The organism is Streptomyces sp. NPDC007157 (genome assembly GCF_040634235.1).
Classification (GTDB): Bacteria; Actinomycetota; Actinomycetes; order Streptomycetales; family Streptomycetaceae; genus Streptomyces.
Map to the genome: position 1 here is coordinate 279,211 of NZ_JBEYFE010000007.1, position 26,206 is coordinate 305,416.

The 26,206-nt window shown below is 69.5% G+C and carries 25 protein-coding genes and 3 pseudogenes; 13 read left to right on the top strand and 15 right to left on the bottom strand.

Annotation, left to right across the window (positions count from 1 at the left end):
* Nucleotides 1-303: 303 nt before the first annotated feature.
* The 5 genes and pseudogenes from ABZ642_RS15890 to ABZ642_RS15910 form a co-directional block, all read right to left on the bottom strand.
* Complete coding sequence (locus tag ABZ642_RS15890) at nt 304-648, bottom strand: DUF3099 domain-containing protein (protein ID WP_360483480.1); 345 nt, start codon at nt 646-648, stop codon at nt 304-306.
* 212 nt (nt 649-860) lie between these two features.
* Nucleotides 861-1,757 carry an RNA polymerase sigma-70 factor gene (locus tag ABZ642_RS15895; RefSeq protein WP_360483176.1) on the bottom strand — a complete coding sequence of 299 codons (897 nt, stop codon included), beginning with the start codon at nt 1,755-1,757 and terminating at the stop codon, nt 861-863.
* A 194-nt stretch (nt 1,758-1,951) separates the two neighbouring features.
* Entirely contained in the window at nt 1,952-2,143 is a 192-nt protein-coding gene (locus ABZ642_RS15900) for a hypothetical protein (protein WP_360483178.1), read from the bottom strand.
* 452 nt (nt 2,144-2,595) lie between these two features.
* Nucleotides 2,596-2,859, bottom strand: a pseudogene (locus ABZ642_RS15905) (hypothetical protein); the annotation flags it as partial.
* 33 nt (nt 2,860-2,892) lie between these two features.
* Entirely contained in the window at nt 2,893-3,348 is a 456-nt protein-coding gene (locus tag ABZ642_RS15910) for a VOC family protein (RefSeq protein WP_360483181.1), read from the bottom strand.
* Between the two features lie 348 nt (nt 3,349-3,696).
* On the opposite strand from ABZ642_RS15910, the gene ABZ642_RS15915 reads away from it, so the two are divergent.
* From ABZ642_RS15915 to ABZ642_RS15935, 5 genes are all read left to right on the top strand, one after another.
* The gene (locus ABZ642_RS15915) at nt 3,697-4,488 is read left to right on the top strand and encodes a DUF427 domain-containing protein (protein WP_360483184.1); all 792 of its coding nucleotides are present in this window, start codon (nt 3,697-3,699) and stop codon (nt 4,486-4,488) included.
* Nucleotides 4,489-4,872: 384 nt separating this feature from the next.
* Nucleotides 4,873-5,232, top strand: coding sequence for a hypothetical protein (locus ABZ642_RS15920; RefSeq protein ID WP_360483187.1), 360 nt, complete (start codon nt 4,873-4,875; stop codon nt 5,230-5,232).
* Nucleotides 5,233-5,468: 236 nt separating this feature from the next.
* Nucleotides 5,469-5,651 carry a hypothetical protein gene (locus ABZ642_RS15925; RefSeq protein ID WP_360483190.1) on the top strand — a complete coding sequence of 61 codons (183 nt, stop codon included), beginning with the start codon at nt 5,469-5,471 and terminating at the stop codon, nt 5,649-5,651.
* A gap of 248 nt (nt 5,652-5,899) precedes the next feature.
* On the top strand, nt 5,900-6,634 hold the full coding sequence (locus ABZ642_RS15930) for an alpha/beta hydrolase (protein WP_360483193.1): 735 nt from the start codon (nt 5,900-5,902) through the stop codon (nt 6,632-6,634).
* A gap of 124 nt (nt 6,635-6,758) precedes the next feature.
* Complete coding sequence (locus ABZ642_RS15935) at nt 6,759-7,187, top strand: VOC family protein (RefSeq protein WP_360483196.1); 429 nt, start codon at nt 6,759-6,761, stop codon at nt 7,185-7,187.
* Between the two features lie 75 nt (nt 7,188-7,262).
* Here the strand turns inward: ABZ642_RS15935 and ABZ642_RS15940 are convergent, their stop codons facing one another.
* From ABZ642_RS15940 to ABZ642_RS15955, 4 genes and pseudogenes are all read right to left on the bottom strand, one after another.
* Nucleotides 7,263-7,757, bottom strand: coding sequence for a cupin domain-containing protein (locus ABZ642_RS15940; RefSeq protein ID WP_360483199.1), 495 nt, complete (start codon nt 7,755-7,757; stop codon nt 7,263-7,265).
* A gap of 173 nt (nt 7,758-7,930) precedes the next feature.
* A pseudogene (locus ABZ642_RS15945) lies at nt 7,931-8,086 on the bottom strand (aldehyde dehydrogenase family protein); the annotation flags it as partial.
* Entirely contained in the window at nt 8,074-8,244 is a 171-nt protein-coding gene (locus tag ABZ642_RS15950) for a hypothetical protein (protein WP_360483510.1), read from the bottom strand. The gene ABZ642_RS15950 and the pseudogene ABZ642_RS15945, both read right to left, overlap by 13 nt.
* Nucleotides 8,245-8,437: 193 nt before the next feature.
* The gene (locus tag ABZ642_RS15955; RefSeq protein WP_360483201.1) at nt 8,438-8,848 is read right to left on the bottom strand and encodes a helix-turn-helix domain-containing protein; all 411 of its coding nucleotides are present in this window, start codon (nt 8,846-8,848) and stop codon (nt 8,438-8,440) included.
* Nucleotides 8,849-8,948: 100 nt separating this feature from the next.
* Here ABZ642_RS15955 and ABZ642_RS15960 point away from each other — a divergent pair, with 100 nt between their 5' ends.
* Complete coding sequence (locus ABZ642_RS15960) at nt 8,949-9,806, top strand: alpha/beta hydrolase (protein WP_360483204.1); 858 nt, start codon at nt 8,949-8,951, stop codon at nt 9,804-9,806.
* A 19-nt stretch (nt 9,807-9,825) separates the two neighbouring features.
* Here ABZ642_RS15960 and ABZ642_RS15965 read toward each other — a convergent pair.
* Nucleotides 9,826-10,600, bottom strand: a pseudogene (locus tag ABZ642_RS15965) (IS5 family transposase).
* Nucleotides 10,601-11,461: 861 nt separating this feature from the next.
* Here ABZ642_RS15965 and ABZ642_RS15970 point away from each other — a divergent pair.
* The gene (locus ABZ642_RS15970; RefSeq protein WP_360483207.1) at nt 11,462-11,911 is read left to right on the top strand and encodes an ATP-binding protein; all 450 of its coding nucleotides are present in this window, start codon (nt 11,462-11,464) and stop codon (nt 11,909-11,911) included.
* Nucleotides 11,912-11,971: 60 nt separating this feature from the next.
* On the top strand, nt 11,972-12,157 hold the full coding sequence (locus ABZ642_RS15975) for a hypothetical protein (RefSeq protein WP_360483210.1): 186 nt from the start codon (nt 11,972-11,974) through the stop codon (nt 12,155-12,157).
* A 127-nt stretch (nt 12,158-12,284) separates the two neighbouring features.
* On the opposite strand, the gene ABZ642_RS15980 is transcribed toward ABZ642_RS15975, so the two are convergent.
* Nucleotides 12,285-12,566 carry an NAD(P)-binding domain-containing protein gene (locus ABZ642_RS15980; protein WP_360483483.1) on the bottom strand — a complete coding sequence of 94 codons (282 nt, stop codon included), beginning with the start codon at nt 12,564-12,566 and terminating at the stop codon, nt 12,285-12,287.
* A gap of 613 nt (nt 12,567-13,179) precedes the next feature.
* Here ABZ642_RS15980 and ABZ642_RS15985 point away from each other — a divergent pair.
* The gene (locus ABZ642_RS15985) at nt 13,180-14,715 is read left to right on the top strand and encodes a ubiquinol-cytochrome c reductase cytochrome b subunit (RefSeq protein WP_360483213.1); all 1,536 of its coding nucleotides are present in this window, start codon (nt 13,180-13,182) and stop codon (nt 14,713-14,715) included.
* Here the strand turns inward: ABZ642_RS15985 and ABZ642_RS15990 are convergent.
* Nucleotides 14,633-15,037 carry a cytochrome c oxidase subunit 4 gene (locus ABZ642_RS15990; protein ID WP_360483216.1) on the bottom strand — a complete coding sequence of 135 codons (405 nt, stop codon included), beginning with the start codon at nt 15,035-15,037 and terminating at the stop codon, nt 14,633-14,635. The genes ABZ642_RS15985 and ABZ642_RS15990 overlap by 83 nt on opposite strands.
* The gene (gene ctaD, locus ABZ642_RS15995) at nt 15,034-16,707 is read right to left on the bottom strand and encodes a cytochrome c oxidase subunit I (RefSeq protein WP_360483219.1); all 1,674 of its coding nucleotides are present in this window, start codon (nt 16,705-16,707) and stop codon (nt 15,034-15,036) included. The genes ABZ642_RS15990 and ctaD overlap by 4 nt, the downstream gene beginning before the upstream one ends.
* Before the next feature lie 492 nt (nt 16,708-17,199).
* On the opposite strand from ctaD, the gene ABZ642_RS16000 reads away from it, so the two are divergent.
* Nucleotides 17,200-17,760: a hemerythrin domain-containing protein gene (locus ABZ642_RS16000; protein WP_360483221.1), complete on the top strand. Its 561-nt coding sequence runs from the start codon at nt 17,200-17,202 to the stop codon at nt 17,758-17,760.
* A 1,208-nt stretch (nt 17,761-18,968) separates the two neighbouring features.
* Nucleotides 18,969-19,973: an AI-2E family transporter gene (locus ABZ642_RS16005; RefSeq protein WP_360483224.1), complete on the top strand. Its 1,005-nt coding sequence runs from the start codon at nt 18,969-18,971 to the stop codon at nt 19,971-19,973.
* 188 nt (nt 19,974-20,161) lie between these two features.
* Here ABZ642_RS16005 and ABZ642_RS16010 read toward each other — a convergent pair whose 3' ends face one another.
* Nucleotides 20,162-21,226, bottom strand: coding sequence for an MBL fold metallo-hydrolase (locus ABZ642_RS16010; RefSeq protein WP_360483226.1), 1,065 nt, complete (start codon nt 21,224-21,226; stop codon nt 20,162-20,164).
* Between the two features lie 612 nt (nt 21,227-21,838).
* Nucleotides 21,839-23,926 carry a pentapeptide repeat-containing protein gene (locus ABZ642_RS16015; RefSeq protein ID WP_360483229.1) on the bottom strand — a complete coding sequence of 696 codons (2,088 nt, stop codon included), beginning with the start codon at nt 23,924-23,926 and terminating at the stop codon, nt 21,839-21,841.
* Between the two features lie 444 nt (nt 23,927-24,370).
* Between ABZ642_RS16015 and ABZ642_RS16020 the strand changes: the two genes are divergently transcribed.
* Together ABZ642_RS16020 and ABZ642_RS16025 are read left to right on the top strand one after the other, a co-directional pair.
* Nucleotides 24,371-24,571, top strand: coding sequence for a hypothetical protein (locus tag ABZ642_RS16020; protein ID WP_360483232.1), 201 nt, complete (start codon nt 24,371-24,373; stop codon nt 24,569-24,571).
* 166 nt (nt 24,572-24,737) lie between these two features.
* Nucleotides 24,738-26,081, top strand: coding sequence for an aminomethyl transferase family protein (locus ABZ642_RS16025; RefSeq protein WP_360483234.1), 1,344 nt, complete (start codon nt 24,738-24,740; stop codon nt 26,079-26,081).
* The last annotated feature ends 125 nt before the right edge of the window (nt 26,082-26,206 follow it).

Consider the following 26,206-nt stretch of genomic DNA (forward strand, 5'->3'; position numbering starts at 1 on the left):
GCGAAGTGGTGACCGGACCGTAGTGGGCGGGGGAGTCCACGATCTGTTCCCGACGTTCGGCGTGGGCACAGTGCATGTCGAGCAGCAGGCAGTCCTCGCCGGTCACACGGAGGGCCGAGACGACCTCGGGCGTCCGGACCGGCCTGCGACGCTTCCTCGACCGGACGGCGCCAACCGGCTGACCTGACGGAGACCCCGGGCCGCAGCCGACCGCACGATCCGGACGGGGCCGCGGAGGCACCGGCGCGACCCTCCGGCGTACCGCGGCTCGATGGCTGGACGTCGGGCTTGCCCCAGACCTCCTCACCCATGGCGAGCATGTGGAGACGTCGTCGTACGTGCGCCGTCGCGCAGCGGGGAGATCATCGGGCGGGAGGGGGCGGGCTCGAAGGGCGGCAGAGGTGTGGCATCACTCTTGCGGCCCGCGTTGGCGACGACGACAGCCGCGCAGGGCAGCAGGATGCCGAGCACCAGGGCGACGAGCGCGACGTACCGTTCGACGTTCCACAGGGTGGCCGCCAGGATCACCGAGAGCGTGCGCACGGACATGGACGCGACGTAGCGGCGCTGACGGCCGCGGACGTCCTCGTGAAGTCCCTGTCTCGCTGTGGTGATGCGGAAGACCTGGATGCCGCCGCGTTTCGTGATCACGTTCCACCGCCCGTCCGGGCCCGGGCACCTTGCCGTGCCGGGCGCCCTCGGAAGTCGTCGTACTGACATCCGTATGGACAGCGTTGACCCAGCATGTGTGACAGGGGGGTCAGCCACGCCTTCTTCCTCTGTCTCCACCGCACGTCCGTACGGCCGTGACCGGGCCCGCCCGGGTGGCCGTCGAGGCCGCCGCGAGGTCGGTACGGCGTTCAGCCGCTCAGGGATGCCGCGTACGGCAGGAGCTTGGCCGGGTTCATCACCCACATCAGCCGGTCGATGCCGTCCACGGAGACGTCGACGGACAGCAGGGCCACGGCCTCCCCGTCGGACGACACCAACACCGCCGGGCGGCCGTTCGCCTCGACCCAGCGGATCTCCTTCCCCGGCCAGAAGCGCGGCGCGAAGGCGGCGAGATACCGCGAGACGTGCACCCGTCCGACGACCGGGATCCTGGACGCCCCGCGGATGCCGCCGCCGTCCGAGTAGCTGACCACGTCCGCGGTGAGCACGTCCTCCAGCACCGTCAGATCCCCGGTCCGCGCGGCGGACAGGAGCACCTCGAGGAGGCGCCGATGGGCTTCCGGGCTGACCTGCTCCCTGCGTTCGGCGGCCAGGTGCCTGCGCCCGCGGCTCACCAGCTGGCGGGCGTTCGCCTCGCTGGTCTCCAGCATGTCGGCGATCCGCGCGTACGGATAATCGAACGCCTCTCGCAGCACGTAGGCGGCGCGCTCCACCGGGTTCAGCTTCTCCATCAGCAGCAGAACGGCCATTTCCACGGCCTCGCCCCGTTCGGCCCCGAGCTGGGGGTCGTTCTGGGTGTCGACGGGCTCGGGGAGCCACGGCCCGATGTAGGACTCCCGCCGCACCCTGGCCGACTGGGCCACGTTGATCGCCAGGCGGGCCGCGGCCGTGGCCAGGAAGGCGGCGGGATCGTTCACCTTCGAGCGGTCGGTGTGCTGCCACCGCAGCCAGGTCTCCTGGACCACGTCCTCGGCTTCCGCCGCGCTGCCCAGCACACGGTAGGCGATGCCGAAGAGCCGCGACCGGACCGCGAGGAAGTCCCTCGTCGCTTGATCGAGGGCCTCGGATCCGGCGCCGCCGTGCATGAAAAGTCCCCTCCGACCTGGTCACCGCCCATGCTAACAGCGTGTTCCCAGCACGCTGCTCGAAGGGTGTGACTGCTCGGAGGTGCGCGCTCATGTCGTGACACACGCTGTCACTCGACGTCATCTGAGGTGTCCGCGCGTTTCTGACGGCCCCGGGCCCGGTCGTCGCGGCGGCATTCACCGACCGCCCGACGTCAAGGAAGCCGGCCGCGTGGGTTCGACGGGGAGGCGGTGTCGTCCGGGCCGCGCAGCCGCGCCAGGCGCTCGGTCGCCGCCCGGATGTCGGCATCGAGCATCTCGATCGCTTCCCCGAGCATCACGGCGTGGGCCTCGAGAGCGGCGGCCTCGGCTGCCAGGGAAAGCCTGATATCGGAGTCCAGGTGCATGGCGGGCGTCCTTTCGGCGTCGGATGGTCTCTACGGCCGTCGTCGGCCGTCACCCACCATGACCGGGCTGCCGACGCGCCTGTGACAGCAGGAGGAGGAAGTCACCGCGGGTCCCGGAGCGTGACTGCCAGGACGGCCGGATGGTCATGGCCGGGGAGCGGCGCGAATCCGTACGTGCGAAGGTCGGCCAGGGTCCGTGCGCGGGAAGCCGGCCACATCCAGAACGTCTCGGTACCCGTGCGGAGGACACCTTCCGCCGAGCGGACCCAGTAGTCGACACGGGTTCGGATGCGGCCCCGTCCGCCGACATCACCATGCGTCCGCCGTAGACGTGCTCCCCGACCCGCTGCTCGGGCAGAGCCCGCAGGACGCGGCGTACCGGAAGACGGTCGGGCGGCAGCTCGACGAACAGGCGCCCACCGGGCACCAGGGCCGAGCCGACCTGCCACGAGCATGAAGCTGATCTCGCCGGCACTCAGAACCATGTCTGCGCCGGCACAGGCGACGTGTTCGCTTCGCCGCGGCGCCAGCCGCAGCACACCGTCCACACCGACCACGAAGGTGGACGGTTCGGCCAGCTCCGCCGCCGGTTGTTCCGCGATCCAGCCATCGAAGTCAGCTGCCGAGCCGATCCGACGCCTACCGTCACCAGGCCGGACCGCGGCCTTCAGCTCGGCCGGTCCGACATGTCGATGACTCCGCCCCCGCCCACTCACGTCAGCCGACCCAGAGCACTTCCGACACACGCCCTACTTCTCGGGACGTGCTGGGGCGGCCTTGATGCCCCTGATCAGGCCGGTGGACTGACCCACCTCGATCAGGTAGCCGTCGGGATCGCGCAGATAGCAGCGCAGCTCGGAGGCGCGGTCGACGGGTTCGGTGAGGAACCGGGCGCCCTTGGCGATGGCGTGGGCGTAGAACGCGGCCATGTCGGCGACGCGCACGTTGAGGAAGCCGGACACCCGCTCACCGTCCTGCGGCACTTCCAGGGTGACGCCGGGTTTGTCGGGGGTCGGTCCGCCTCCGGGATTCATGATGATCCAGCTGTTGGCGATCTGCACGATCGCCGGATTCTCGTCCATCACCACCTCGCCGCCGAAGACGTCGGCGTAGAACCGCCGCGAGACGGCGACGTCACGTACGGTGAGGAATTGTGACAGGAGAAGGCCGTGTGCAGGCGCCGGGAGCTCGCCGTGAGATGCCATGGTGCGTCGTCCCTTCGTTGCCGGGAGGCGGGGGAGTGCGGATGGCGGTGGCGCACCTGCCGCATCGCATGCGGTGACCTCGGAGCGCTCGCCACTGTGCAGCGACACTGATCGCGTACGAGAACACTGACCGCGTACGGGTTTGCTCTGTGACAGGGCGGTCCGGCAGGCGGGCGGAGCACCTGAGTCCGTCACAGATCTGTCGCCCGTTCGGTCAGTGGAAGAGGAAGCCGGTGGTTCGCGCGGCCACGGTCGGCGCGCATACCTGCGTGCGCCTCCTGCGAGATGGCCGGCCGCCGCACGCCACCGAAGCCCATGATCCCGTTCTGACTCCTGCGAGGTACCACCATGGCAACCGAAAGCGTTCTGCACCCGAGCCTGATCGTCCCGGTCGGCCACGTCGAGCCCGTCCCGCGCCGCGTTCGGGGTGTCATCGGAGGCCGGGTCGTCTTCGACAGCCGCCGCGCGCTCTACGTGTGGGAATGGCGTGCCTACCCGCAGTTCAGCATCCCTGTCGAGGACCTGGTCGACGGGACGCTCGTCGACGACCATCACACCGAGCACCACGGTGCGGGACCCGCCCGCCGCCACACGCTGCGGGTCGGCTCCGAAGTCCGCGAGGGCGCGGCATGGGTGTGGGACGTGGACGCCCCGAGCTCACTGCACGGGACCGTCCGGTTCGAATGGACCGCGCTGGACTCCTGGTTCGAGGAGGACGAGCCGGTCTTCGTGCACCCCAGGAGTCCCTACTCCCGTGTGGACGCCCTGCGTTCGTCGAGCAGCGTCCGCGTGGAACTGGACGGAGTCGTGCTGGCGGACGCGCCCAACTGCGTGAAGCTGTTCGAAACGGGGCTGTCGACGCGCTACTACGTCGAGCGTATGTACGTCGACTGGACCAAGCTGCGGCACTCGGCCACGGTCACCCAGTGCCCGTACAAGGGAACGACGAGCGGGTACTGGTCCTTCGACGGCGCGAGCGGTGCCCACGAGGACATCGCCTGGGGCTACGACTTCCCGACCATCCACGCCAACCGCGTGGCCGGCCTCGTCGCCTTCTACAACGAACACGTCGACCTGTACGTGGACGGAGTCCTGCTGCCGCGGCCCGCCGATCCCTCCCGCGAAGCGGTTCCCCGGTAGCACGCCGCCGGACCGCGCACCCGATCCCTTCCATCGATGTGTATGCTGAACATAACGTCCACAACATCGTGTTCGACACGGTCACCGTGACGATGTGACGACGTTCGCGCCAGCCCGGCAGCCGAGCGGGTGCGGTGCGCCGGGTGCCGTCTTTTCCCCCGGAGACGGCGCCCGGCGCCACTTCGACAGGCCGCCGGATCCGTGAGGTCCCGACCGGTCGGTCGAAGCGATGCGCAGACCGAAACACAGTGCGGGATTCTCTGGCGCGCGACGTGAATACCGTGCACACTTTGTGATGGGGCAGGCCGCAGGCGCGCGGGGCGCACGACCCGGAGGCCACCGGATGAACGCCCGGCTCGACGCTGTGGGTGTGGAGGCGCGCGCATGGATTCCGTCGACGATGTGATGTCGATCGCGGAGATGGTGGAGGAGCGGCGGCATTTGATGGATGTCGCGTACCGGATGCTCGGCAGCAGGGCCGGGGCGGGCAGCGTGGTCGACGAGGTGTATCGGCGCTGGTACGGCCTGCCCGCACGGGAGCGGGCGCGGATCATACAGCCGCGCTCCTGGCTCGTCACGAGTACGGGCCACATCTGCCGGGCACGGCTCGCCGGACCGTCGAACCCGCCGGGCGCCCCCGCTCCGGGCCGAGCGGACGACGCCCGCATCCGGTACCGGGTCGTCGGGGCGACACCGGGCGCGTACTCCGCCGCCGTCGGACGGTCGGAGGCCGGAGGGCGGTGAGCCCAGCGACCGCGCACGGCACAGCCTGCGTGCCCGACGCGCGCGACCCACGGCGCCGCAGGAGCACAACGCGGTGAGCGGCGCGCTGCGGGACGCCTGTGTGGCACAGACTCCCGGAGCTCTGATGGCGCTGCTCGCGCCGGACGTGAGCGTCTCCTTCGACGGGGGAGGCAAGGTACGGACCCGGGTGGGTAGCGTCCACGGCAGCCGGCAGCCGGCAGGTCGCCCGGAGCCTGTTGACGCTGCTGGCCCCGCAGCCCCGCTCCACCCTGAACACCCGTTCCGTCAACGGTCGTACCGGTCTCGTCTCCCATTACGAGCGCGAGATAGCCGCGGTCCTCACCCTGGACGTCGCCGCTCCCTACGTCGTCCAGGTCTGGGTCACCTCGAATCCCGACAAGCTCCGCTCATGGACCTGACGGCCCGGCTGTCACACATCCACGGTCCACTCGGTCTCAATGGCAGTGCTCGGCCGGGGTAACTGGGCGCGCGCCAGGCCGAGTTCCCGGCACGGGGCATTCATTCACCAAGAACTAACACGGTGTGACACTAATCCGTTGAGCGGGGGAGATCACGACCGGAGCGCGGATGCCGGCGAGCCACGGCCGCCCGCCCCACCCCTCGTGACCCAGCACGCCCCGCCCGTTGCCGACGAAAGGCACAGTCCATGCCTGCCATCCTGATCCACGGCGTCCCCGACACCCACCACGTGTGGGACGACGTTCGCCGAAGCCTCTCCCGGACCGACGTGGAAGCCTGGGACCTCCCCGGGTTTGCCGCGGCGCGGCCGGACGGATTCGCGTCCACGAAGGAGGAGTACGTCGCCTGGCTCATCGACCGGCTGGAGCGGATCGGCGAGCCGGTCGACCTGGTCGGTCACGACTGGGGCTGCATCTTCACCGCCCGTGTCGCGTCTCTGCGTCCCGATCTCGTCCGCACCTGGGCCGGCGGCAACGGCCCGATCAGCTCGGAGTACGCCTGGCATCCGCTGGCCCTGACATGGCAGGACCAGGTCGCGGGCGACCGCTTCATGGAACGGCTGGAAGCGGACTCCTTCGCCGCGGACCTGGTACGCGGTTTCGACGTTCCCGTCGGAGCCGCCAAGGAGATGGCCAGCCGCGTCGACGACGTGATGAAGGACAGCGTTCTCAAGCTGTACCGCTCCGCCGTGATGACGGGGTCGGAGTGGGAAACGGGACTGGCCGACGTCGCCGCCCCGTGTCTCGTGTTCTGGGGAGCGCGCGACCCCGCCTGCCAGATCGAGTTCGGCGAGCGGCTCGGTGCGTCCCTGCGCGCGACCCAGGTCGCCAGGCTCGACTGCAACCACTGGACGGTGCTCGAGCGGCCTGCGGAGGTCGCCGCGCTTCTGGAAGCGCACTGGGCGGCGCACGCCAACGCCTGAGGCCCCCCAACGGCACACGCCCCCAACGGCACACGCCCCCAACGGCACACGCCCCCTACGGCACACGCCCCCTACGGCTGAGGCCCACGGCCTCCTCGGACTCTCCGCGAAAGCGATGGCGACAATGGATTTCAAACTGGAAGTCATGGTCCTCCCCGTCTCCGACGTCGACCGGGCCAAGGCGTTCTACGAGACGCTGGGGTTCCGCCTCGACGCGGACCATGTCACCGACGACACCTACCGCGTGGTGCACATGACACCTCCCGGTTCACCGTGCTCGATCATCTTCGGCGTCGGAGTCTCCCCGGCCCCTCCCGGGTCGGCACAGGGGCTGCACCTCGTCGTCTCCGACATCGAAAGAGCACACCAGGAACTCACCGCCAGAGGCGTGGCGATGGGCGGGATCTTCCACGACACGAGCGAGATCTTCCACCGCTGCACGGACGAACGGCAGATCAGCGGCCTGGACCCGCAGCGCCGCCGCTATCGCTCGTACGCGGCGTTCGAAGATCCGGACGGCAACGGATGGGTGCTTCAGGAAGTCCCGGCCTGAGGCGGCCTGCTCACCGCAGGGACAGCAAGGAGGCGCCGGCCCGATGACTCGGCCGGCGCCTCCCTGCTGATCCGGTTACTCCACGAAGTAGGAGTCGTGCTTGTCGAAGAACGCGGCGCGCTCCTCCTCCGAGGCGTGCGCCAGCTGCGACACCTGCTCGAAGTACTCCTCGCGCGGTGCGCCCGGCGTGAACAGCAGCAGCATGTCCGCCGGGGCGTCGGAGTCGTTGCGGAAGGCATGCAGGCCGCCCTGGGGCACATGCAGGAAGTCACCCTTGCGTGCGTCGACCCATTGCACGCCGTCGAACACACGCACCGTGCCCTCCAGGATGTAGAACGACTCCGAGATGCGCCGGTGGAAGTGTGTCTTGGGGCCGCCGGCCCTCGGCCTCATCTCCACCCGGTACAGCCCGAACTCGCCCCGGGTGACGTCCGTGGTCGCCAGGTAGTGGAGAGCGTCCTTTCCGGTGCCGCTCTCCCCGATGTCCGGCGGGGTGCTCGCAGGGCGGAAAACGGCGCTGACCTCCCCGTCCTCGCCCCAGTATTTCTGTTCCGGGTAGGGATACGACATGGCTCGGGTCCTCTCCTGCGACGTGCCCGGGTGACGCAACGGTGGGGCCCGCCGAAGAGCGGCCCTCTCCCATCAGACCGCCCAGCACCAGCCGATGTGACACCTGACTCCGCGCAGGGCCGGGCGTGGCGGTCCGCGGATTCCGGCCGGACCGCACACGACGGCGACCAGGGTCAGCGGGTGATCGCCTTGGTCTCCAGGAACTCCTCGATGCCGGCGTGACGCATTTCCCTGCCGTTCCCGGACTGCTTGTAACCGCCGAACGGTGCCTGGAAGTTGTGCTCTCCCCCGGATTCCCGGCCAACGCGCTGTTGTCTTAAGACAACAGCGGATAGGTGCCCTCGAGGGCCGACTTCGGGATCTTGGTGCACTTCGGGCAGAACCGGGAGATGCCCCCCTCGAACACCATCTCCCCGTTGTGCTTCACCAGCTCCTTCGTCGCCAGCCACTGCGCCGGCGAATTCCCTTCCACCTCCTGCTCGCCCAACAGCCCGCAGTACCGCTTCATCGCGCCCGCGGCCGTCGCCGTGCCCTGCCCGTCGAAGTGAACGACGTGCCCAACACCATCGCGTCGAAGTCCTCCTCCGGCGTCGACCTGACAAAGCGACGTGGTATCAGGGCGGCGACGCCGGCTACATCGAGTACCCCAGCCACCAGTACTGAGCGCGGAACCGGCCTGCCTACCCCTCATCGACCTCCTGGTCGGCGGCTTCGTTGGCGCGGTCGATCTCGGCCATGTGCTCCTCCGCCCAGGTCCGCAGCCCCGCAAGCGCCACTTCCAGAGACAGCCCGAGTCCGGTGAGACGGTAGAAGACCCGCGGCGGCGCGGTCGGTTCGACCCGGCGCGACACCAGCCCGTCGCGGGTCAGGCTTCGCAGCGTCACGGACAGCATCTTCTGTGAGACGCCGGGCATCCGACGTCTCAGCTCCGCGAAGCGCACCTCGTCCGGTGCGGCATCGGCGAGCGTCTTGACGGCCATGGACGTCCACTTCGTACCGATGCGGTCCAGCAACTGTCGCGTCGGGCAACGGGGATCGAACAGATCGCCGCGTACCCCGCGACCGGCGGCCCGGGCTCCTCGGGTGGTCACCTGTGGCTCACCACCTTCCCTGAAAGTGCCGTCTAGGAAGCGGTCGGACAGTTACCTATCGTTCTGTGGTCACCAATGGTAACCAGTCGGAGGAGCCGTCATGCCCGTCACCACCGCACACCACCTGCGCCGCATCGCGACGAACGGCGTCCAACTCAATGTCGCGATCGCCGGGGACGGACCTGCGGTTCTCCTGCTGCACGGCTTCCCGCACACCTGGCAACTCTGGAGCGGCATCATGGGCCGACTGGCCGGGCAGTACCGGGTCATCGCCCCGGACCTGCGAGGCTTCGGTGACAGTGCACGTGCCATCGAGGGTTACGACGCAGGCACCCTCGCCGCCGACGCCGAAGGGCTGCTCGGCGCACTCGGCGAGCCCTCGGCAGCGGTGGTGGGCATCGACGCGGGCGCCGCCCCCGCCGTCCTGCTCGCGCTGCGCCGCCCCGGCCTCGTCCGGCGCCTGGTCGTGATGGAGGCACTGCTCGGCCGCCTGCCCGGAGCAGAGCACGTCGTGGCGGGGGATGCCCCGTGGTGGTTCGGCTTCCACGCCGTCCCCGGCCTCGCCGAGACCGTCCTGGTCGGCAACGAGGCCCCGTACATCGACTGGTTCCTCGACTCGGGGACGCTCGGGCGAGGAGTACCCGACGACATCCGTGCGGCCTTCGTCCACGCGTACACCGGGAGCGAAGCCCTGCGCTGCGCGTTCTCCTGTTACCGGGCCCTGCCCACCAGCGCGCAGCAGATCCAGGACGCCGTCGCGACGGCTCGGCTGACCATGCCCACCATGGCCGTCGGCTCTCACCCCGTCGGCACCGGGCTCGAACGCCAACTCCGTCCCATCGCCGATGACCTGGTCGGACACCATCTCCAGGACTGCGGCCACATCATCCCCCTCGACCGCCCCGACGCGTTGTTCGCGCTCCTTGCTCCCTTCCTCTCCGCCGATCTGCCGAAGTGACCGAAGCGGGGCCGAAGGATCACGGCCGGCGCTTCGGGCGTTCGTCCCAGCGGTGAGTTGTCCAGGACCGCCGGATCAGGCTGCGCACGGTGATGATTGCGTCGGCGAGTCGAAGAAGGCATCAATGACAGTGACGCGACGCTCGTAGCCCCGGGCGAGACCTTCTTCCCCTTGTGTGCGATGCATCCGTGCAGGCCGCGTTCGCTGAGCAGAGCGCGGGTGGTGTCCGAGTCGTAGCCGGCGTCCAAGTGCACGGTGATGATGTCGGGCAACGGGCCGTGGCCCTCCAGACGGTCCAGAGTCGGGGCGAGCTGCGGCGAGTCGAGGCGGTTGGCACCGGCCAGGACACGGCCCAGCGGCATGCCGTATCCATCCGTCATGCCCGAGCGCTCCAGTCCCTGTTTGCCGCGGTCGACCGGTGAACGTCCGGTGGCCTCCCCGCCTCCAGGTGTCTTGGTGATCGCTCCGTCGACGGCGATCTGGTCGAGGACGAGACCGACGATCCGGTCGTAGGACTCCAGCGCGAGCTGCATGAGCCGGGCGAAAGCGCCCAGTCGTGTCCATTCGTCGCGGCGGCTGCGGATCGTGGTGGCCGAGCAGGTTGTGTCGGCGATCGCCTCGTAAGAACAGCCGAAGCGCAGCAGTTGCAGCACCTTGTCGAAGATGATCCGGTTGCTGATGCGTCGGCGGTGGCAGCCGAGTGGATGGTCCGGGTGGTACTCCGGCCGCTCGGGCAGCAGGGCTGCGAATTGGTCCCAGAGCGGTTCGGTCAGCCATGATGGAAGGGCGGGCACAGGTCTCCCCAGTGACCACAGAGCATGGTCGCGTTGCGGCGGGTGAGCGGCCCGAGGCGAGACCAGTCGATCTTTCCCAGCGATTCCTGGGCCCGCCAGGGTGGCCGCTTGGTCTCGTGCCAGGACCTCGCTGGCTGTCGGAAGGCTGCCAGGGCCCTGGTGTCGTATGGCATGGCCCGTCCCCTTCTTCCCCGGGGGCGGATGCCACGGTTTCCTGCTGGACCCGCGCGCCCGGCCGGCCGCTCGGACAGGCAGGCTTCTGACGGTCTTGCGGACCTTCTCGCCTCCCTGCTCCGTCGCATCGACGGAACGTGGAACTCGAGGCGGAATCGGCCTCCCACGGCTGGGCGCTGTGACTGGCTGAGTTCGGTTACGGGTGTGCCTCCGTTGCCGCGACGGCCTTGCGCCCAGAAACTGGTTTCGGAAGCGTCGTCGGCATCACCCACGCGTACGTGATCGCTGTCATCGGTCTGCTCGCGGACCGCGCTTCCAGACCGCCGCGTGCCCGATTTTGAGGCCGATTCCGACGACGTGCCGATGGCACGCTCGCTCATACTGCGGCGACCGCAGGCGCGGGGCGGCGCTGAGGGCACGTGTTCTGGGGGGTGCCGAGCGGCAGGGCTGGATCGACGTTTTGGAGGGTATCCGAAGCAGGTGCAGGCACGGTGTCTTGAGAAGGGGGTGCCATTCCAGGCACGACGGAACGCATCGAGCAACTCGCCGCGAGCCGTCAGGGACGACGGCTGGCCGAGCAGGCACGTCGGGCCGCTGCCGACCCGCGCGTCGGGCCCAAGTCCGGCGCCTCTGGGGAAGCTTTGATGCCATCGCTGACCGCACTCGCCTCAACTAGGAAGGATCGCCGTGGAAAGTTCGTCGCTCCGGGCAGTGGGCTGGGCGCGCACGCTGCCCTTGAACAGTGAAGTGAAGACCGCCCGTGACTGGGCACGTGAGCATTTGGACGCGCGGGGCTGGACCACCGCTGCTCCGCAGACGGTGGACGCGATACTGCTCACCGTTTCCGAGCTGGTGACCAATGCACACCGGCACGCCCACAGCAGCGCCCAGTTGGTGATGATCTGTGACGACCATTGTCTGCATGTCTCCGTGCACGACAACTCCCGTGACCTGCCGGTTCCTCGGGAGGCCGGCACCGAAAGCCTCGGCGGGCGCGGCATGCTCCTGGTGGACGCCGTGGCCGACGCATGGGAGTCGCACCCCTGTCCCCACGGGAAGTCGGTCAGCGCATGCTTCCGCGTGCCCGACGCCTCGACGCACGACGTGGACGCGCCGACGCCGCCACGACGCCAGTAGATCTTTGCTGCTGCTCGGGGTACCCGGCGGCGGACGCTGTTCGCCCGTCCGGGAGAGGCCATGACGGAGAAGACCGAAGACCTGCAGGTCCAGCGGTTCTGCAAGGTGTGCGGGACACCAGCCGGAGACGGGAAACTGTGCGAGCACTGCGCGACCGTCCTGGATGTTCCGGAAGACCCAGGGCTGGTTGAGGATCAAGGCGCGGCCGTACGACGGGACTTCGAGGGACGCGGCGGGCAGCGCTGACCAGTTCTTGTACCTTTGGGCGGTGAGGCGATCAAGGCTGCCGGGCCTCCGCCGTGGCTGACCTGCAGTAGTTGTCAGTCGAAGGAAGACTGCGTGGGGTAGGGCGGCGCAGCACTCCAGGGCGAGATCATCGAGGCGGGTGGCCGGGCGACGGCCGGATCCACCAGCGGTGCATCACCGCAGGGAGAGAGGGCCTGCAGCGAGGGCGGGGGCCCGGTGGATAGCGGCACCGGAACACCGTCAGTGCGACGGTCGTCCCGAGGGTACGGAAGAGCGGGTCGGCGTCGGCGAAGTCGCCCGCGTCGCCGCCGACCATGACGGACAGCACGGCGTCGACGGCGCCGGCCTCGCCACCGGACCCGGGGGCGTCCAGGACGCGGACGTCCTTGTCGCGCCGGGCCTCGGTGATCCTGAGGGCTGACGCTGCTCATGTCGATGAGAGGGTGCCCGTGCGGGCGTGCGCCAGCACGCCGTCCGGACGAGCGCGACCGAGGCGACCTGCGGGTCCGCGGGGGTCGCGTCGTGATGACCACGTCCGCGTCGGTCACTGCCGCCGCGACACTCTGCGCCCCCTAACCTCCCGCCCGGACGAGACGGTCCACCGCCGGACGGCTCCGGTTGTGAAACCCGCCTTGAGCCTTCGGCCGGGGGTGCGCTCTGCAGCAATCCACGGTGCCGGCGCGCCTCAGGGCGGCGCTGTCGTCCTTATCGAAGTCGACGAGCGGCGGGCCGACCCTGCGGTCACAGGTACCCCACCTGGCATGAGGCGCCTCCCCAGTTCGTCGGGTGACCCGTTGCGCCTCCGGTCGTCGCTGGTGACCCAGCGGTCGGGACCCTCGCGCTGGGAACGTCGGCGACTCATCCGATCGGGTGCCGAGGCCCGGTCGCGCGAGTGTTTCGCGGCGGCGGGGCAGTCGTGCCGCGGCTCCCGGGCAAGGGATGGCGAGAGTGCGAGGCACACGGTCCTGAGGAGGGCGTCACGTGAGGTCAGTGCGATGCGCGCGAAGCGCCGCGGGCGCCGAATGAGGGGGACGGGACCGGACGGGGGCGAGGAACGCCACCGCGGGGAACGGTTCGCGGACGCGGTGGACGCCCGGCTGCCCGTCCACGACGGGGCCGGTCGGCTGCTGCGCAAGTCCTTTCCCGACCACTGGTCGTTCCTGCTCGGCGAGATCGCCCTCTACAGCCTGATCGTGCTGGTGCTGACCGGCGTGTGGCTGACGTTCTTCTTCACCCCCGAGATGGCGGACGTGGTCTACGAGGGCACGTACGAACCCCTGCGCGGGACGCTGATGTCGGGCGCGTTCGACTCGACCCTCCACATCAGCTTCGACGTCCGCGGCGGTCTGCTGATGCGGCAGACCCATCACTGGGCCGCGCTGGTCTTCGTCGCCGCGATCGGCATGCACCTGCTGCGGGTCTTCTTCACCGGCGCCTTCCGCAGGCCGCGCGAGCTGAACTGGGCCATCGGTGTCACCCTCTTCACGCTCGCCCTCTCCGAGGGCTTCGCCGGCTACTCGCTCCCCGACGACCTGCTCTCCGGCACCGGCCTGCGGATCGCCCAGGGCATCATGCTGTCGATCCCGGTGGTCGGGACGTACTTCGGCATGTTCGTCTTCGGCTCCGAGTTTCCCGGTCACGACATCATTCCGCGGCTGTACACCCTGCACATCCTGCTGCTGCCCGGTGCGCTGCTCGCCCTGGTCACCCTCCATCTGATGCTGGTGTTCTACCTGAAGCACACCCAGTGGCACGGCCCGGGACACATGAACAAGAACGTGACCGGCAAGCCGCTCTACCCCCAGTTCGCGGCCTCCTCCATCGGCCTGTCCCTCGCCGTCTCCGGGCTACTGGTGGTGCTCGCCGGTGTCGCGCAGATCAACCCGGTGTGGACGTACGGCCCCTACCGACCGGACCAGGTGTCGACCGGCTCCCAGCCGGACTGGTACGTCGGCTTCCTCGAAGGCTCGCTGCGCCTCGTCCCGCCCTGGGAGACGAACCTCGCCGGGCACACGCTCATGTGGAACGTCCTGCTGCCGGCCGTCGTGCTGCCCGCGCTGCTCTTCCTCGTCCTGTACGCCTACCCCTTCGTCGAGCAACGGCTCACCGGCGAGGACAGCCACGAGCAGCACTTCAGCGACCGGCCACGCGAGCGGCCTGTGCGTACTGGCCTCGGCGTCGCCGGCGTCACCTTCTACGCCGTGCTGCTGCTGGCCGGCGGCAACGACGTCATCGCCCAGAGCTTCCGGATCTCGGTGAACGCCCTGACCTGGATCTTCCGGATCGCCCTGATCGTGGCCCCGGTCGCCGCCTTCTTCGTGACCCGCACGCTGTGCCGCACCCTGCTGCACACCGAGCAGGAACTGCTGACCGTGGGCGAGGAGACGGGGGAGGTACGGCAGACCCTCGCCGGTGGCTACGAGAGCGACCACCGCCCGGTGACGTCGTTCCGGCCGGGCGCCCCCCGCAGGCCGCTCAGTCCCCCTGACCAACCCCCCGGTTCAGGTACTGGAACACCAGCCCGGCAACACCCCGAGCCAGAACGCCGAAGCCGATGAGGAACAGCCACAGCCCGAACACCACCCCCACCGCCGCGACGGCGAACCCGAACGCGGTGACGATCGGCCAGGGGCTGTGCGGCGGGAAGAACTCCAGCGGCCCGGCGGAGTCCGCCACCTCCGCGTCCGTACGGTCCTGCGGGCGCGGACCGTGCCGGACGTACTGGGTGGCGCAGAAGAACGACACCATCGCGGCCATCCCGAACGCCACGATCAGCGCCGCCGTACCGGCCGGATCGGCGTCGGACCACACGCCGTAGAGCGTGGCGGCCGCACCGAAGAAGACGGCCACCCCACCGAAGAGCAGTGCCTCGACCTTCACCGCAGCCCCTCCCGCTCCGCCTGTCGCACGATCCCCGGATGGTGCAGGTCGAACGCCGGGGACTCCGACCGCACCCGGGGCAGCGCCACGAAGTTGTGCCGGGGCGGTGGGCAGGAGGTGGCCCACTCCAGGCTGCGTCCGTATCCCCAGGGGTCGTCCTCCTCGACCTGCCGCCCGCGATGGGCCGTACGCCAGACGTTGTAGAGGAACGGCAGTGTGGAGATCCCGAGCAGGAACGCGCCCGCCGAGGAAAGGGTGTTGAGCAGCGTGAACCCGTCCGCCGGCAGATAGTCGGCGACCCGTCGCGGCATCCCCTGCTCACCGAGCCAGTGCTGCACCAGGAACGTCAACTGGAATCCGGGGAAGAGCAGCCAGAAGTGCACCTTGCCGAGCCGTTCGTCGAGCATCTTCCCGGTGAACTTGGGCCACCAGAAGTAGAACCCGGCGAACATCGCGAACACGACCGTGCCGAACAGCACATAGTGCAGATGCGCCACCACGAAGTACGAGTCGGTGACATGGAAGTCGAGCGGGGGCGATGCGAGGAGCACCCCGCTCAACCCGCCCAGCAGGAACGACACCAGAAACCCCACCGACCACAGCATCGGCGTCTCGAACGAGAGCGAACCCCGGTGCATCGTCCCGATCCACGCGAAGAACTTGATCCCGGTCGGCACCGCGATCAGGAACGACATCACGGAGAAGAACGGCAGCAACACCGCCCCGGTCACGAACATGTGATGCGCCCACACCACCGCGGACAGCATGGTGATGGAGGTCGTGGCCCCGATCATCGGCAGAAAGCCGAAGAGCGGCTTGCGCGAGAACACCGGGATGATCTCCGAGACGATCCCGAAGAACGGCAGCGCCACGATGTACACCTCGGGATGCCCGAAGAACCAGAACAGGTGCTGCCACAGCAACGCCCCGCCGTTGTGCGCGTCGAAGACGTGCGAGCCGAACTTCCGGTCGCACTCCAGAGCCAGCAGCGCGGCCGTGAGCACCGGGAACGCCGGCAGCACCAGGACCGACGTGAACAGCACGTTCCAGGTGAACATCGGCATCCGGAACATGGTCAGGCCCGGGCCCCGCAGGCACAGGATCGTCGTGACGAAGTTGACCGCGCCCAGCGTGGTGGACACGCCGGTGACCACCAGCCCCATCACCCACAGGTCGGCGCCCGCGCCGGGGGAGTAGTACGCGCTGTTGAGCGGCGCGTACGCGAACCACCCGAACGACGCGGCGCCCCCCGGCAGAAGAAACCCGGAGACCACCATCAGCCCGCCGAACAGGTACATCCAGTACGACAGCGCGTTCAGCCGGGGGAACGCCACGTCCGGGGCGCCGATCTGCAGGGGCATCACCGCGTTCGCGAACCCCGCGAACATCGGGGTCGCGAACAGCAGCATCATGATCGTGCCGTGGATGGTGAAGAGCTCGTTGTAGAAGTCCTGGCTCATCAGCTGAAGCCCGGGGCGGGCCAGTTCCGCACGCATGCCGAGGGCGAGCAGGCCGGCGAGGAGGAAGAAACAGAACGCTGTCACCATGTACAGCCGACCGATCACCTTGTGGTCGGTGGTGGTGGCCCAGCCCAGCAGTCTGCGCCCGAGCGGCGCCGGAGCGGCGGAGGACCCGGTCGTCTCGCCGACCGGCTGCGACAGTTCGGTCATGGTCCTCCTCAGCCGAGTCCAGCGCGGGAAGCGCCTCGTGGGTGCCCTGCCCGCCACCCCGGGAGACCGCCGGCTCCCGCGGAGGGGCGACACTCGCCGGCATGGCCGATGCGCGGTGTCTGTCCGCTCCGCCGCGACGCTACCGGCGAGCAGCCGCGGGCCACGTCAGCCACGCCCCTTCGGCCTGGGATTCGCTGCCGTGTGGCGGGTACTCGGCGCCCATGCTCAGTCCCGCCGGCAGCCCGGCTCCAGCGGCTCCTTCGGCCGGGGGAGGCAGCGGTACCAAGTGACCCGACCACCGGGCCTTCCGTATCGCCCGGCATACGCACGGTGATGGACCGGCCGGTTCGTTGCTCCCGGAACGACACAGGCACCCGACCGGGTGGACCTCGCCCGAGGTGGCGCCGCGCCCATCCCGGTGGGGAACCACTGACAGCTGGGCGGGATCGACCCGGCCCAGGCACCACCAGCGAGACGAGAGGCGGATGGACGATGGGACATGGCGGAGACGCGCTTGCGGAACTGATGACCGACCACCGGGAGGTCGAGGAGATGTTCGCCCGGATCCAGGGGATGCCGGGCGGCGGGCAGGAACTCCGTGATCTCGTGGACGACGTCACCATCGAACTGGTACGGCACTCGGTCGCCGAGGAGGAGTACCTGTATCCGGCGGTGCGTGAGCACATCGAGGGCGGCGACCGGATCGCGGACAAGGAGATCGCGGACCACACCCGGGTCGAGAAGCTCCTGAAGGAGCTGGAGAGGACGGACACCGAGGACGCCCGGATGAGTCCGCTGCTGCAGCAGCTCATGGACGAGGTCTCCGCGCACGTCCAGGACGAGGAGGAGAACCTGTTCCCGATGCTGCGGCAGGCTTGCTCTCCGGAGGCGCTCAACGACCTCGGGGACAAGATCCGCCGTGCCAAGTCCCTCGCCCCGACCCGCCCGCACCCCTCCGCGCCGAACACCCCGCCCGCGAACAAGCTCCTCGCTCCGGGCGCCGGCCTGGTGGACCGGGCCCGCGACCTCATCACCGGCCGCGGCAAGTCCTGACCCACACTCGCAGGAGTTGGTTCCGGGCCATGCGGCACACATCCGGACTCCTGACCAGGAGCTCCAGCGGGACAGCTGCGGGAAATTCGCCGGCGCACAGCTGGCGGTGCCGGGCAACCGCGGCACTGTCGGGTGGGTGCGATCGCCATGGTGACCGGCTCCCATGGTGCGTCGTGTCCCTGCGAGGTACTCGGCCAGTCCGGCCGACAAGGCCGGCGGGTCGACACCCGCTTCAACACAACGGACAGAGTGACGACGATGGCCGGCGCCACAGAGTCCGGAAGGATCACCGCGGCTGGACACTTTCATCAAGGACGCCGAGCGGGAGAAGGACGCACAACTGGTCGAGTTGTTCACCAAGGCACAGGCTGACAGCCGCAAGGGCGCGGACCTGGGCAAGGCACTGCTGCGCAACCGCTTGAGCGGCTGATTCCCGGCAGCGGCGGGACTCCCAGGCTCATTCGGCACAACCCGCCGACGGTCCGGCAGCAAAGGCCCCCGAAGTCGAGGCCCCGGGCCTCGGAAGCTCCCCACAGAGTTCGCCGAGACCGACGAACTGGCAGACGACCTGCAACACCAGCTCCCGCTGGTTGACATCCATAGGGGCATCAAACGCGACTACACCTTCAACGGCCGTTGGTCGTCACCCCGATGGTCATCTGGCTCCGAGACACAGTCGAAGAGCTATCAGAAACGGCTTGGCGCCGACGGCATCCTCGAACAGGACACCTGTCTGGACGAATTGCCGCTTGGGCAGCTCGATGACGTCGAGTTAGACACACGGCGGCGCACTTCCTCGCTGCGGATGCCCGACCGCGGACGCGGCGGTACCAGCGGAGCGTCTGGGTACCCGGCGCCGGTGCCGCCGGCCCGTCCTGGACGACCTGCTCGTGGGTGACGGCACAGGGCGAACAGGGCTGCCCGCGCCCGGCACCGCGAACGGGCGGCCGACGGTGTCCCGCAGTGGTACCCACGCCCGTCCGAGGCAGTCGAGGAGAGGTGTTGCGATGTCTGCGCAGTCCGAGCCCGGGGCCGTTGGTGAGGAGCGCGGCCCCGGGGCCGTTGGTGAGGAGCACGGCGCTGTCGAGGGGACGCGCGCGCACGACCCTGGCGCGGGCTCCGCGGATGGCGTGCCGGCGCCCCGGTCCGAGTTCCAGGAGTCTCCGCACCGGGATGCGCGTGAGCGTCGTCGGCGGTCGTGGGTGACCGTGGGGTTCGCTCTGGGGCTGGGGGCGAGCCTGGCGTGGCTGGCCGTCCAGACGGTACTGCGGGTCAGCTCGATGCTGACCTTGCTGTTGCTGGCGGTGTTCATCGCGATCAGCCTGGAACCGCTCGTCGTCTGGTTCACTCGCCGGGGTCTGCGGCGCGGCTGGGCCGTCGCGATCGTGCTGACGGGGTTCGTCATGGTGCTCGGCGGGTTCCTGGCACTGGTCATCCCGCCGGTGACCAAGGAGGTCTCGGCACTGGTCGACGCCGTACCGGGCTGGTTACAGCAGCTCCACGACCACCAGTCGGCGATCGGGCGCCTGGAGGACCGCTACCACGTGGTCGAGAAGGCCAAGCAGCAGATCGGGTCGGGAGGCGGAGCCACCGGCCTGGCCGGAGGGGTTCTGGGCGCCGGCCAGATGGTCCTGAGCACCCTCACCTCCACGGCGATCGTGATCACGGTGACCCTGTACTGCATGGCGGCGCTGCCGGCCATCAAACAGTTCTGCTTCCGCTTCGTGGCGGTCAGCCACCGCGAGCGCGTCGAGGGCGTGGCCGAAGAGATCATGAACCGGATAGGCAAGTTCATGCTCGGCAACCTCGTCACCTCCGGGATCGCCGGCGTGGCGACTTTCGGCTGGTGCGCGGCGACCGGTGTTCCGTACGCCGCCGCGCTGGGGATCTTCACAGCGCTGATGGACATGATCCCGATCGTCGGCTCCACCCTGGCCGGCATCGTCGTCAGCCTGGTCGCCCTGTCCGTGTCCGTCCCCGTCGCGATCGCGACGGCCGTTTTCTACATCGTCTTCCGGGTCGCCGAGGACTACCTCATCGTGCCGAGGGCCATGAAGTTCGCCGTCGACGTCCACCCGCTCGTCACCGTCCTCGCCGTGCTGGTCGGCGGCGCGCTCCTGGGCATCATCGGCGCCCTTGTCGCCATCCCGGCGGCCGTCGCCGTCGGCCTGGTCCTCGACGAGTACGTTTTTCCCAAGAAGGAACGGACATGACGCCCCGTGGACGGACGCCCCTCCCGGACCGGCGCCCGGAGGGACACCCCGCGACCGTTGTCGAGGTCCGTCCCAACGACCGTCAGCCGAGAGGTGTGGGACGGCTGGTGCTCCTTGGCGAATCTGTTCGCGTCGACAATGAGGTCCGCGCCTGGAGGCTGCCAACACCATCGAGAACCCGTTTTCCGCTACCCCTGGCGGCCGCGGCCGCGCCGAACAGGCACGTGCATCAGGTCCGTGCCCAGGAGCGTGCGGCCGCCGTACCCGGACCGGTGAGCGCTGTCACGGAGCAGTCCTCGCCAGGTCGCGTCGGAGACGGCGGCCGGGTCTCCCGGGCCGAGGTGCGTGGCGACCAGAGTGCCGGCACCGGCTTCGGCCGCGATACGGCCGAGTTCCGCGACGTTGGTGTGGGTGGTCAGGATGTGGTCGATGACGGACTGCGGTAGGCCGAGGCTCGCCAGCCCGGCGGGGTAGATGGCCTCGTGGACCAGGACGTCCGCGTCTTTGGCGAGCGTGATGATGTTGGAGGTGGGGGCGGTGTCGCCGGAGAAGACGACGCTGCCGCGGTCGGTGTCGAACCGGTAGGCATAGGCGGGGTAGACCGCGCCGTGCGGTACGAGGACGGCGCTGACCTTGACGTCGTCGTTCTCCATGACGGTGAAGGGCCGCATGGCGGGTGCGGTGTTCGTCGTGGAGGCGCCGGTCGCGGCCGGCGGCAGTATGTCGTGGACGTTCAGCAGGGTCGCCGGGTCGGTACCGGCGTGTTCGGTCATGAAGAAGGTGGGAGAGGCGGCGTATGCCTGCCCGGCCAGATTGCTCATCTCGACGGTGCCCGGCACGGGACCGGGTGCACCGACGACCGTTGAGGCGATACCGGCGGAGCCGGGGCCGTACACGTCGATCGCCTTCTGGAAGCCCTGTGCGCCCGAGGCACCCGCCGACAGCAGCGGGAACGAGTAGTAGTCGACGATGTGGTCGGCGTGGAGGTGGGTGAGGAAGATACCGGCGAGGGAGGGCATCGACAGCCCTGCGCGCAGGTACTGGGTCACCGCTCCGCGGCCGCAGTCGACGACGTATGTCCGGCCATTGACGACCAGGGCGGACGCGATGCCGTAGCGGTTCGCCAGTGGCGGCGGTCCGCCATTGGTTCCGAGCAGGACGAGCGACAGGGTCGGGCCGGGGGCGCTCGCGGATGTCGCGGCCGCGGCCTGGGCCGCTCCGAGCAGCGGTGCGGCGACGGCGGTGGCCGCCACGGCGCCCAGTACCGCTCTGCGGGACGCGTGCCGCCCCCCTTCCCGTGGCGGACTCGTCTCCGGGCCATGGCCATGGATCGACTGTTCGTTTTCGGCGGCTTGGCACATGACGGGGCGGCTCCTCTGCTGTGCGCAGGACATGATGAGCACGGGCAGGGCGCGATCCAGCGGGGTCCGACCCGCTCTTCGTCCTCGCATCGCATACCGCAACCGCGATCATTCGGCCGAATGCTGCCCGCCGCTGTGCACGGGAGGGGAGGGCGCGGCACGCAACATAAGATGCCGTTCCGTCGCGTTGAGTGTGTTCCGGCGCTATCTGCCCGAGTCAACTCCTCCGCGTGGCAGTCTGGTTCGTCGACGACTCCGCCGTCGCGGTCGCCTCGGTGGACCTGCTCGCCGCGTCGACCGGCCATCGGATCGAGCGCGGTGGCGGTGGTGGAGGCAGGACCACCTCGGCAGCGGCCGCGTTCTCATGCAGACGGGCGGCGCACGGGGTACCGGAAAGTCAGCATGATGGCCGGCCGGCGCTGCACCCGCCGGCCAGGGGTAAGTGGTACGGCGGAGGAGTGGCGCCGGGCGATCCGGTTGCAGAGGTTCTTGGACGACTTCCAACTACCGATCGGAGGTTCCCCCGCTGGGCGAGTGGTGCTTGCCAGGGATGGTGGCCCGTATGCGGAAGGTGCCGTCGGGGGTGGTTTCGGAGCGCGCCTGGATGGTATCGGCGATCGTGCGGGGCCACTTGGTACTGCTGGACCAGACCGCCTCCGCGAAGTCGGCGCCGTCGGTGTGGGCTCCGGTCAGGTCGGCCCCGATCAGGTCCGCGCCGCGCAGCCGGGCTCCGACCAGCCTGGCCCCGTCGAGGCGTGCTTCGGTCAGGTGGGCTCCGGCCAGGTCCGCGTGGGTGAGGTCGGCCCCCGTCAGCCTCGCCTTGTACAGAAAGGCCAGGGTGAGCCTGGCCCTGATCATCCGGGCCTGGGAGAAGTCCGCGGCGAAGAGATGGGCGCAGGTCAGGTCGGCTTCCGTGAGGATGGCCTTGGTCAGGTCCGCCTCGCTCAGGTGGGCAGAGGTCAGCTGGGCCCGCAGGAGCTTCGCGCCGCGCAGACCCGCCTTGTCCAGTGCGACATCGGTCAGGTCGGCTTCGGTCAGGTCCGCTCCGGTGAGCTTCGTCCCCGAGAGCAGGGCGCCGGTCAGGTTCGTTCGGGTCAGGCGGGCTCCGGACAGGTCCACGCCCACCAGATAGACGTCGCGCAGGTTCGCGCCGGTCAGGATCGCCCCGGTCACGTCAGCGCTGACGGTGTTGGCTCCGGCCAGGTCCGCGCCTTTCAGGTCGGCTCCCGACAGATTCGCGTGCGTCAGACGCGTCCGGGTCAGGTCGGCCCGGCTCAGGTCGGCGCCCGTCAGGGTCGCTTTCGTGAGGTCGGCCCGGCTGAGGTCCGTTCCGGTGAGGTTCACTCCCGTGAGGTCGATGCGGTACAGCTCCGCGCCTGACAGGGAGGCCCCGGAAACGGTCGTCCCGGACTTCAGCGCGTCCCTGAGACCGTCCCGCCCGACGAGCCTGTTGCGCCCGGCGGTCTGCGGCTCCTTGCCGTGGCCGACGTCACCGGCCCGCAGTGGCCGGAACGCCGGGGCGGCATCGCAGAAGGCGATCAACAGCCGCTGAAAGAAAGGAGGTTGGCTCTTCCGGTCGGGCTTGTAGGGTTCGGGCGACCAGCCGTGCAGGCGGTACACGTCCTCGAAGAGCTGCTCCGAATCGTCCTGCATCCGGTCGGCCGACCCGACGGGCCAGACGGTCTCCGACGTCCACCGTGCCCCGGCGAGGTTCGCGCCCGTCAGGTCCGCGCCGCTCAGGTCCGCGCCCGTCAGGTCGGCCCGCTCAAGCCGGGCCCCGGTCAGGTCGGCGCCGGTGAGGTTCGCCCGGACGAGCACCGCCCCGCCCAGGTCCGCTCCTGGAAGCTGTGCTCCCGCCAGGTCCGCGTCCAGCAGGTTCGCCCCTGTCAGGTCCGCCCCGGTCAGGTCGGCCCCTGTCAGCTGTGCCCGGACCAGCCTCGCGGAGCCCAGTTCCGCGCCCTCCAAGCGGGCCCGGGTCAGGTCGGCGCCGATCAGGTTCGCCACATAGAAGAAGCCCCTGGACAGGTTCGCCTCCCGAAGGCACACCCCTGGCAGCGTGCCCAGTCGCGCGTAGACCCAGGGAAGATCCACCCCGGTCAAGTCCGCCCCTCTGAGGTGGGCGTCTTTCAGGTTGACCGGCCGGGCCACCTCCTGCGCGCGGATACGCCGGGCCAGTTCGTCGGCCCAGGGATACGGGCCGGCGGAGGCTACGGGAGGGTGACCGGGCGGCGTGTTCCAGTACCGGCGGTCGGTCACCCATACCTCGGTTCCCCCGTCCAGGGCATCGGGTACCAGGAGCTTGAGGGCGAGCCGGCCGACCGGCTTGAACACGATCGGGGTGACGACCCCCAGGACCAGCGCGACCAGGGGCTTGACCGTACCTGCCAAGGCCGCCGCACAACCGACCGCCGCACCGAGGACGGCGTGCACGCACAGACCCGCGACGAAGGCGCCGGTACCGGGCCCGTCGGGGTAGTCCCACCGCCCGTTCCGGTGCTGGAACGGGTCACGGTCGCGCAGGACGGCAGCCCGGACGATGAGACATCTGTACAGGGCGGCACCGACCAGCCCCCATACCGCATATGGCCACATGCGGTAACGATACGAGCCGATCACCGATCACCAACAGCGCGATTCCACAGGCTGGTTGACGCTGCACCGACGCGACTGACCGGGGCTGCTCCACGGCGCCCCAACGGCCCGCGACCAGTCAGCCCCCTCGTATGCCGACCGCTGGGGGAGCAGGGCGATGCCGCGGCCCTGGACGGCGCCCTTCTGCAGGGCGATGTAAGAGTTCGACGAGGTCGACCTCGCGGAGGCGTTCTTCGACGCGGCGCGGGTGGTCGCGGGTGTGGGCCCGGCGGCGGCTCCGGCTCAGGCCCACGGGTACCAGGTGCTGGCGGCCCTCGCCATGCCGGGCACGATGGCGTTCACCGCCGGTGTGGTGGAGCTGATACTCGGCCCCGGACTGATGCCGCATACGTCGTCGCCCGCCTTCTTTCGCAGGGTGGTTTGCCCGGGTGGAACCGCGGCGCCGTGCACGGGAGTTCGTGCTCGGCCCTCGCGGAGGGCGGTGCCGGCGAGGTGCCGCCCGCGGCGCGTGACGTGGCGACGGTCGCCGTCTCCGCGCTCGCGGCGGTCGGGGGCGCGTTCTGTGTGCGTGTGCACGACGTCCGCGCGAGCCTCGACGCGGTACACATGGCGGCCGCCTACGTCGAGTGCGTCGATCGCACGTAATGAATGCGAAACGGGCGTCTCTCCTGAGCGGGACCGCTCTGCTAGCTTTCGCTAGATCGTTTTAGCGCCCCGGTCCGCCGGCAGGTCGGTCGTGTTGGCCTGTCGCTGGCGGCTACTAGATCGATCTAGCTCTCACGGGACAGACAGTGAAGAAAGAGGAGCCGTTATGGCAACCCCCTCCCTCCAGGACGGCATCGACAAGGCCGGCTCGCCGATGAAGCTGCTGTGGCAGCCGAACGCCGAGCCGTGGACCCCCGAGGTCGTCGAGCGCGAGTACACCGGCTGGCGTCAGGAGCAGGCCGCGTGGCACGAGGGCGTGGCCCTGCTCAACCTCTCGCACCACATGTACGACATGTGGATCGAGGGCCCGGACGCGACGCGGGTACTCGCCGACCACGGCGCCAACAACTTCGAGAAGTTCGCCATCGGGCAGGCCAAGCAGTACGTACCGGTCACCCGCAACGGCCACATCGTCACCGACGGGATCCTCGCCCGCGAGTGCGAGAACAAGTACCTGCTCAGCGGTATCCCCGCGGCTCAGCACTGGGTGCAGTACCACGCGGAGAAGGGCGGCTACGACGTCGGCTTCGTCACCGACCCCTCGTCCGCCTTCCGGCCCGGCGGCGGTGCCCCGAAGCTGTTCCGCTACCAGATCCAGGGCCCGCTGGCCGCGGAACTCGTCGAGCGCGCCTTCGGCGGGCCGCTGCCGGAGACCAAGTTCTTCCACTCCAGCGCGGTCACCCTGGACGGCCGCCCCATCCGCGCCCTGCGGCACGGCATGGCCGGCCAGGCCGGCTTCGAGTTCATCGGCCCCTGGGAGCACGCCGCGTACGTCCACGAGACGTTCCTGAAGGTCGGCGAGCCGCTCGGTCTGATCCAGGTCGGCGCCCTGGCCTACGCCACGCCCAGCGTGGAGAGCGGCTGGATCCCCTCGCCGGTGCCCGGCATCTACACCGACCCCGAACTGCTCGACTACCGGCGGCACCTGGCCCTGTTCGGCATCGAGGGCAAGCGCCCGCTGAACGGCAGCTACTTCTCCGAGGACATCGAGGACTACTACGTCTCCCCGTACGAACTCGGTTACGGGAAGATGATCTCCTTCAACCACGACTTCCTGGGCCGGGACGCTCTGGAGAAGGCCAAGGGCGAGGTCCGCCGTACCAAGGTCACCCTCGTCCTCGACCCCGACGACGTGCGCACGGTCATCGGGGAGGGCCAGGACCCCGGCTTCGTGCTCAGCTACGCCCGCCATCGGGTGGAGAGCGCCGCCGGTCCGGTCGGCGTCACGATGCAGAGCGCGTCGATCGACCCGGTGGGCACCGTGCTGGCGCAGACCCTGATCGACGCCGAGTACGCCGCCGCCGGCACCGAGGTGACGGTGCTCTGGGGTGAGCACCCCGGTTCCGGTACCGACCCCGAGGCCGACCTCGGCTTCCCCCGCATCCGGGCCACCGTCCAGCCCTCCCCGTTCAACGAGCACGCGCGCACCTTCTACCGCCGCGACCGCTGACGCGACCACCTGCCCGGCACCGCTCCGGCCCCACGCGTCGTGCGACGCGACCCCGCGTCGCCGCCCGCCCTACCCGCCCCAGCGGTGCCTCGGGGCCCGGAGGACTCGGCCCCCGCAGACGAGAA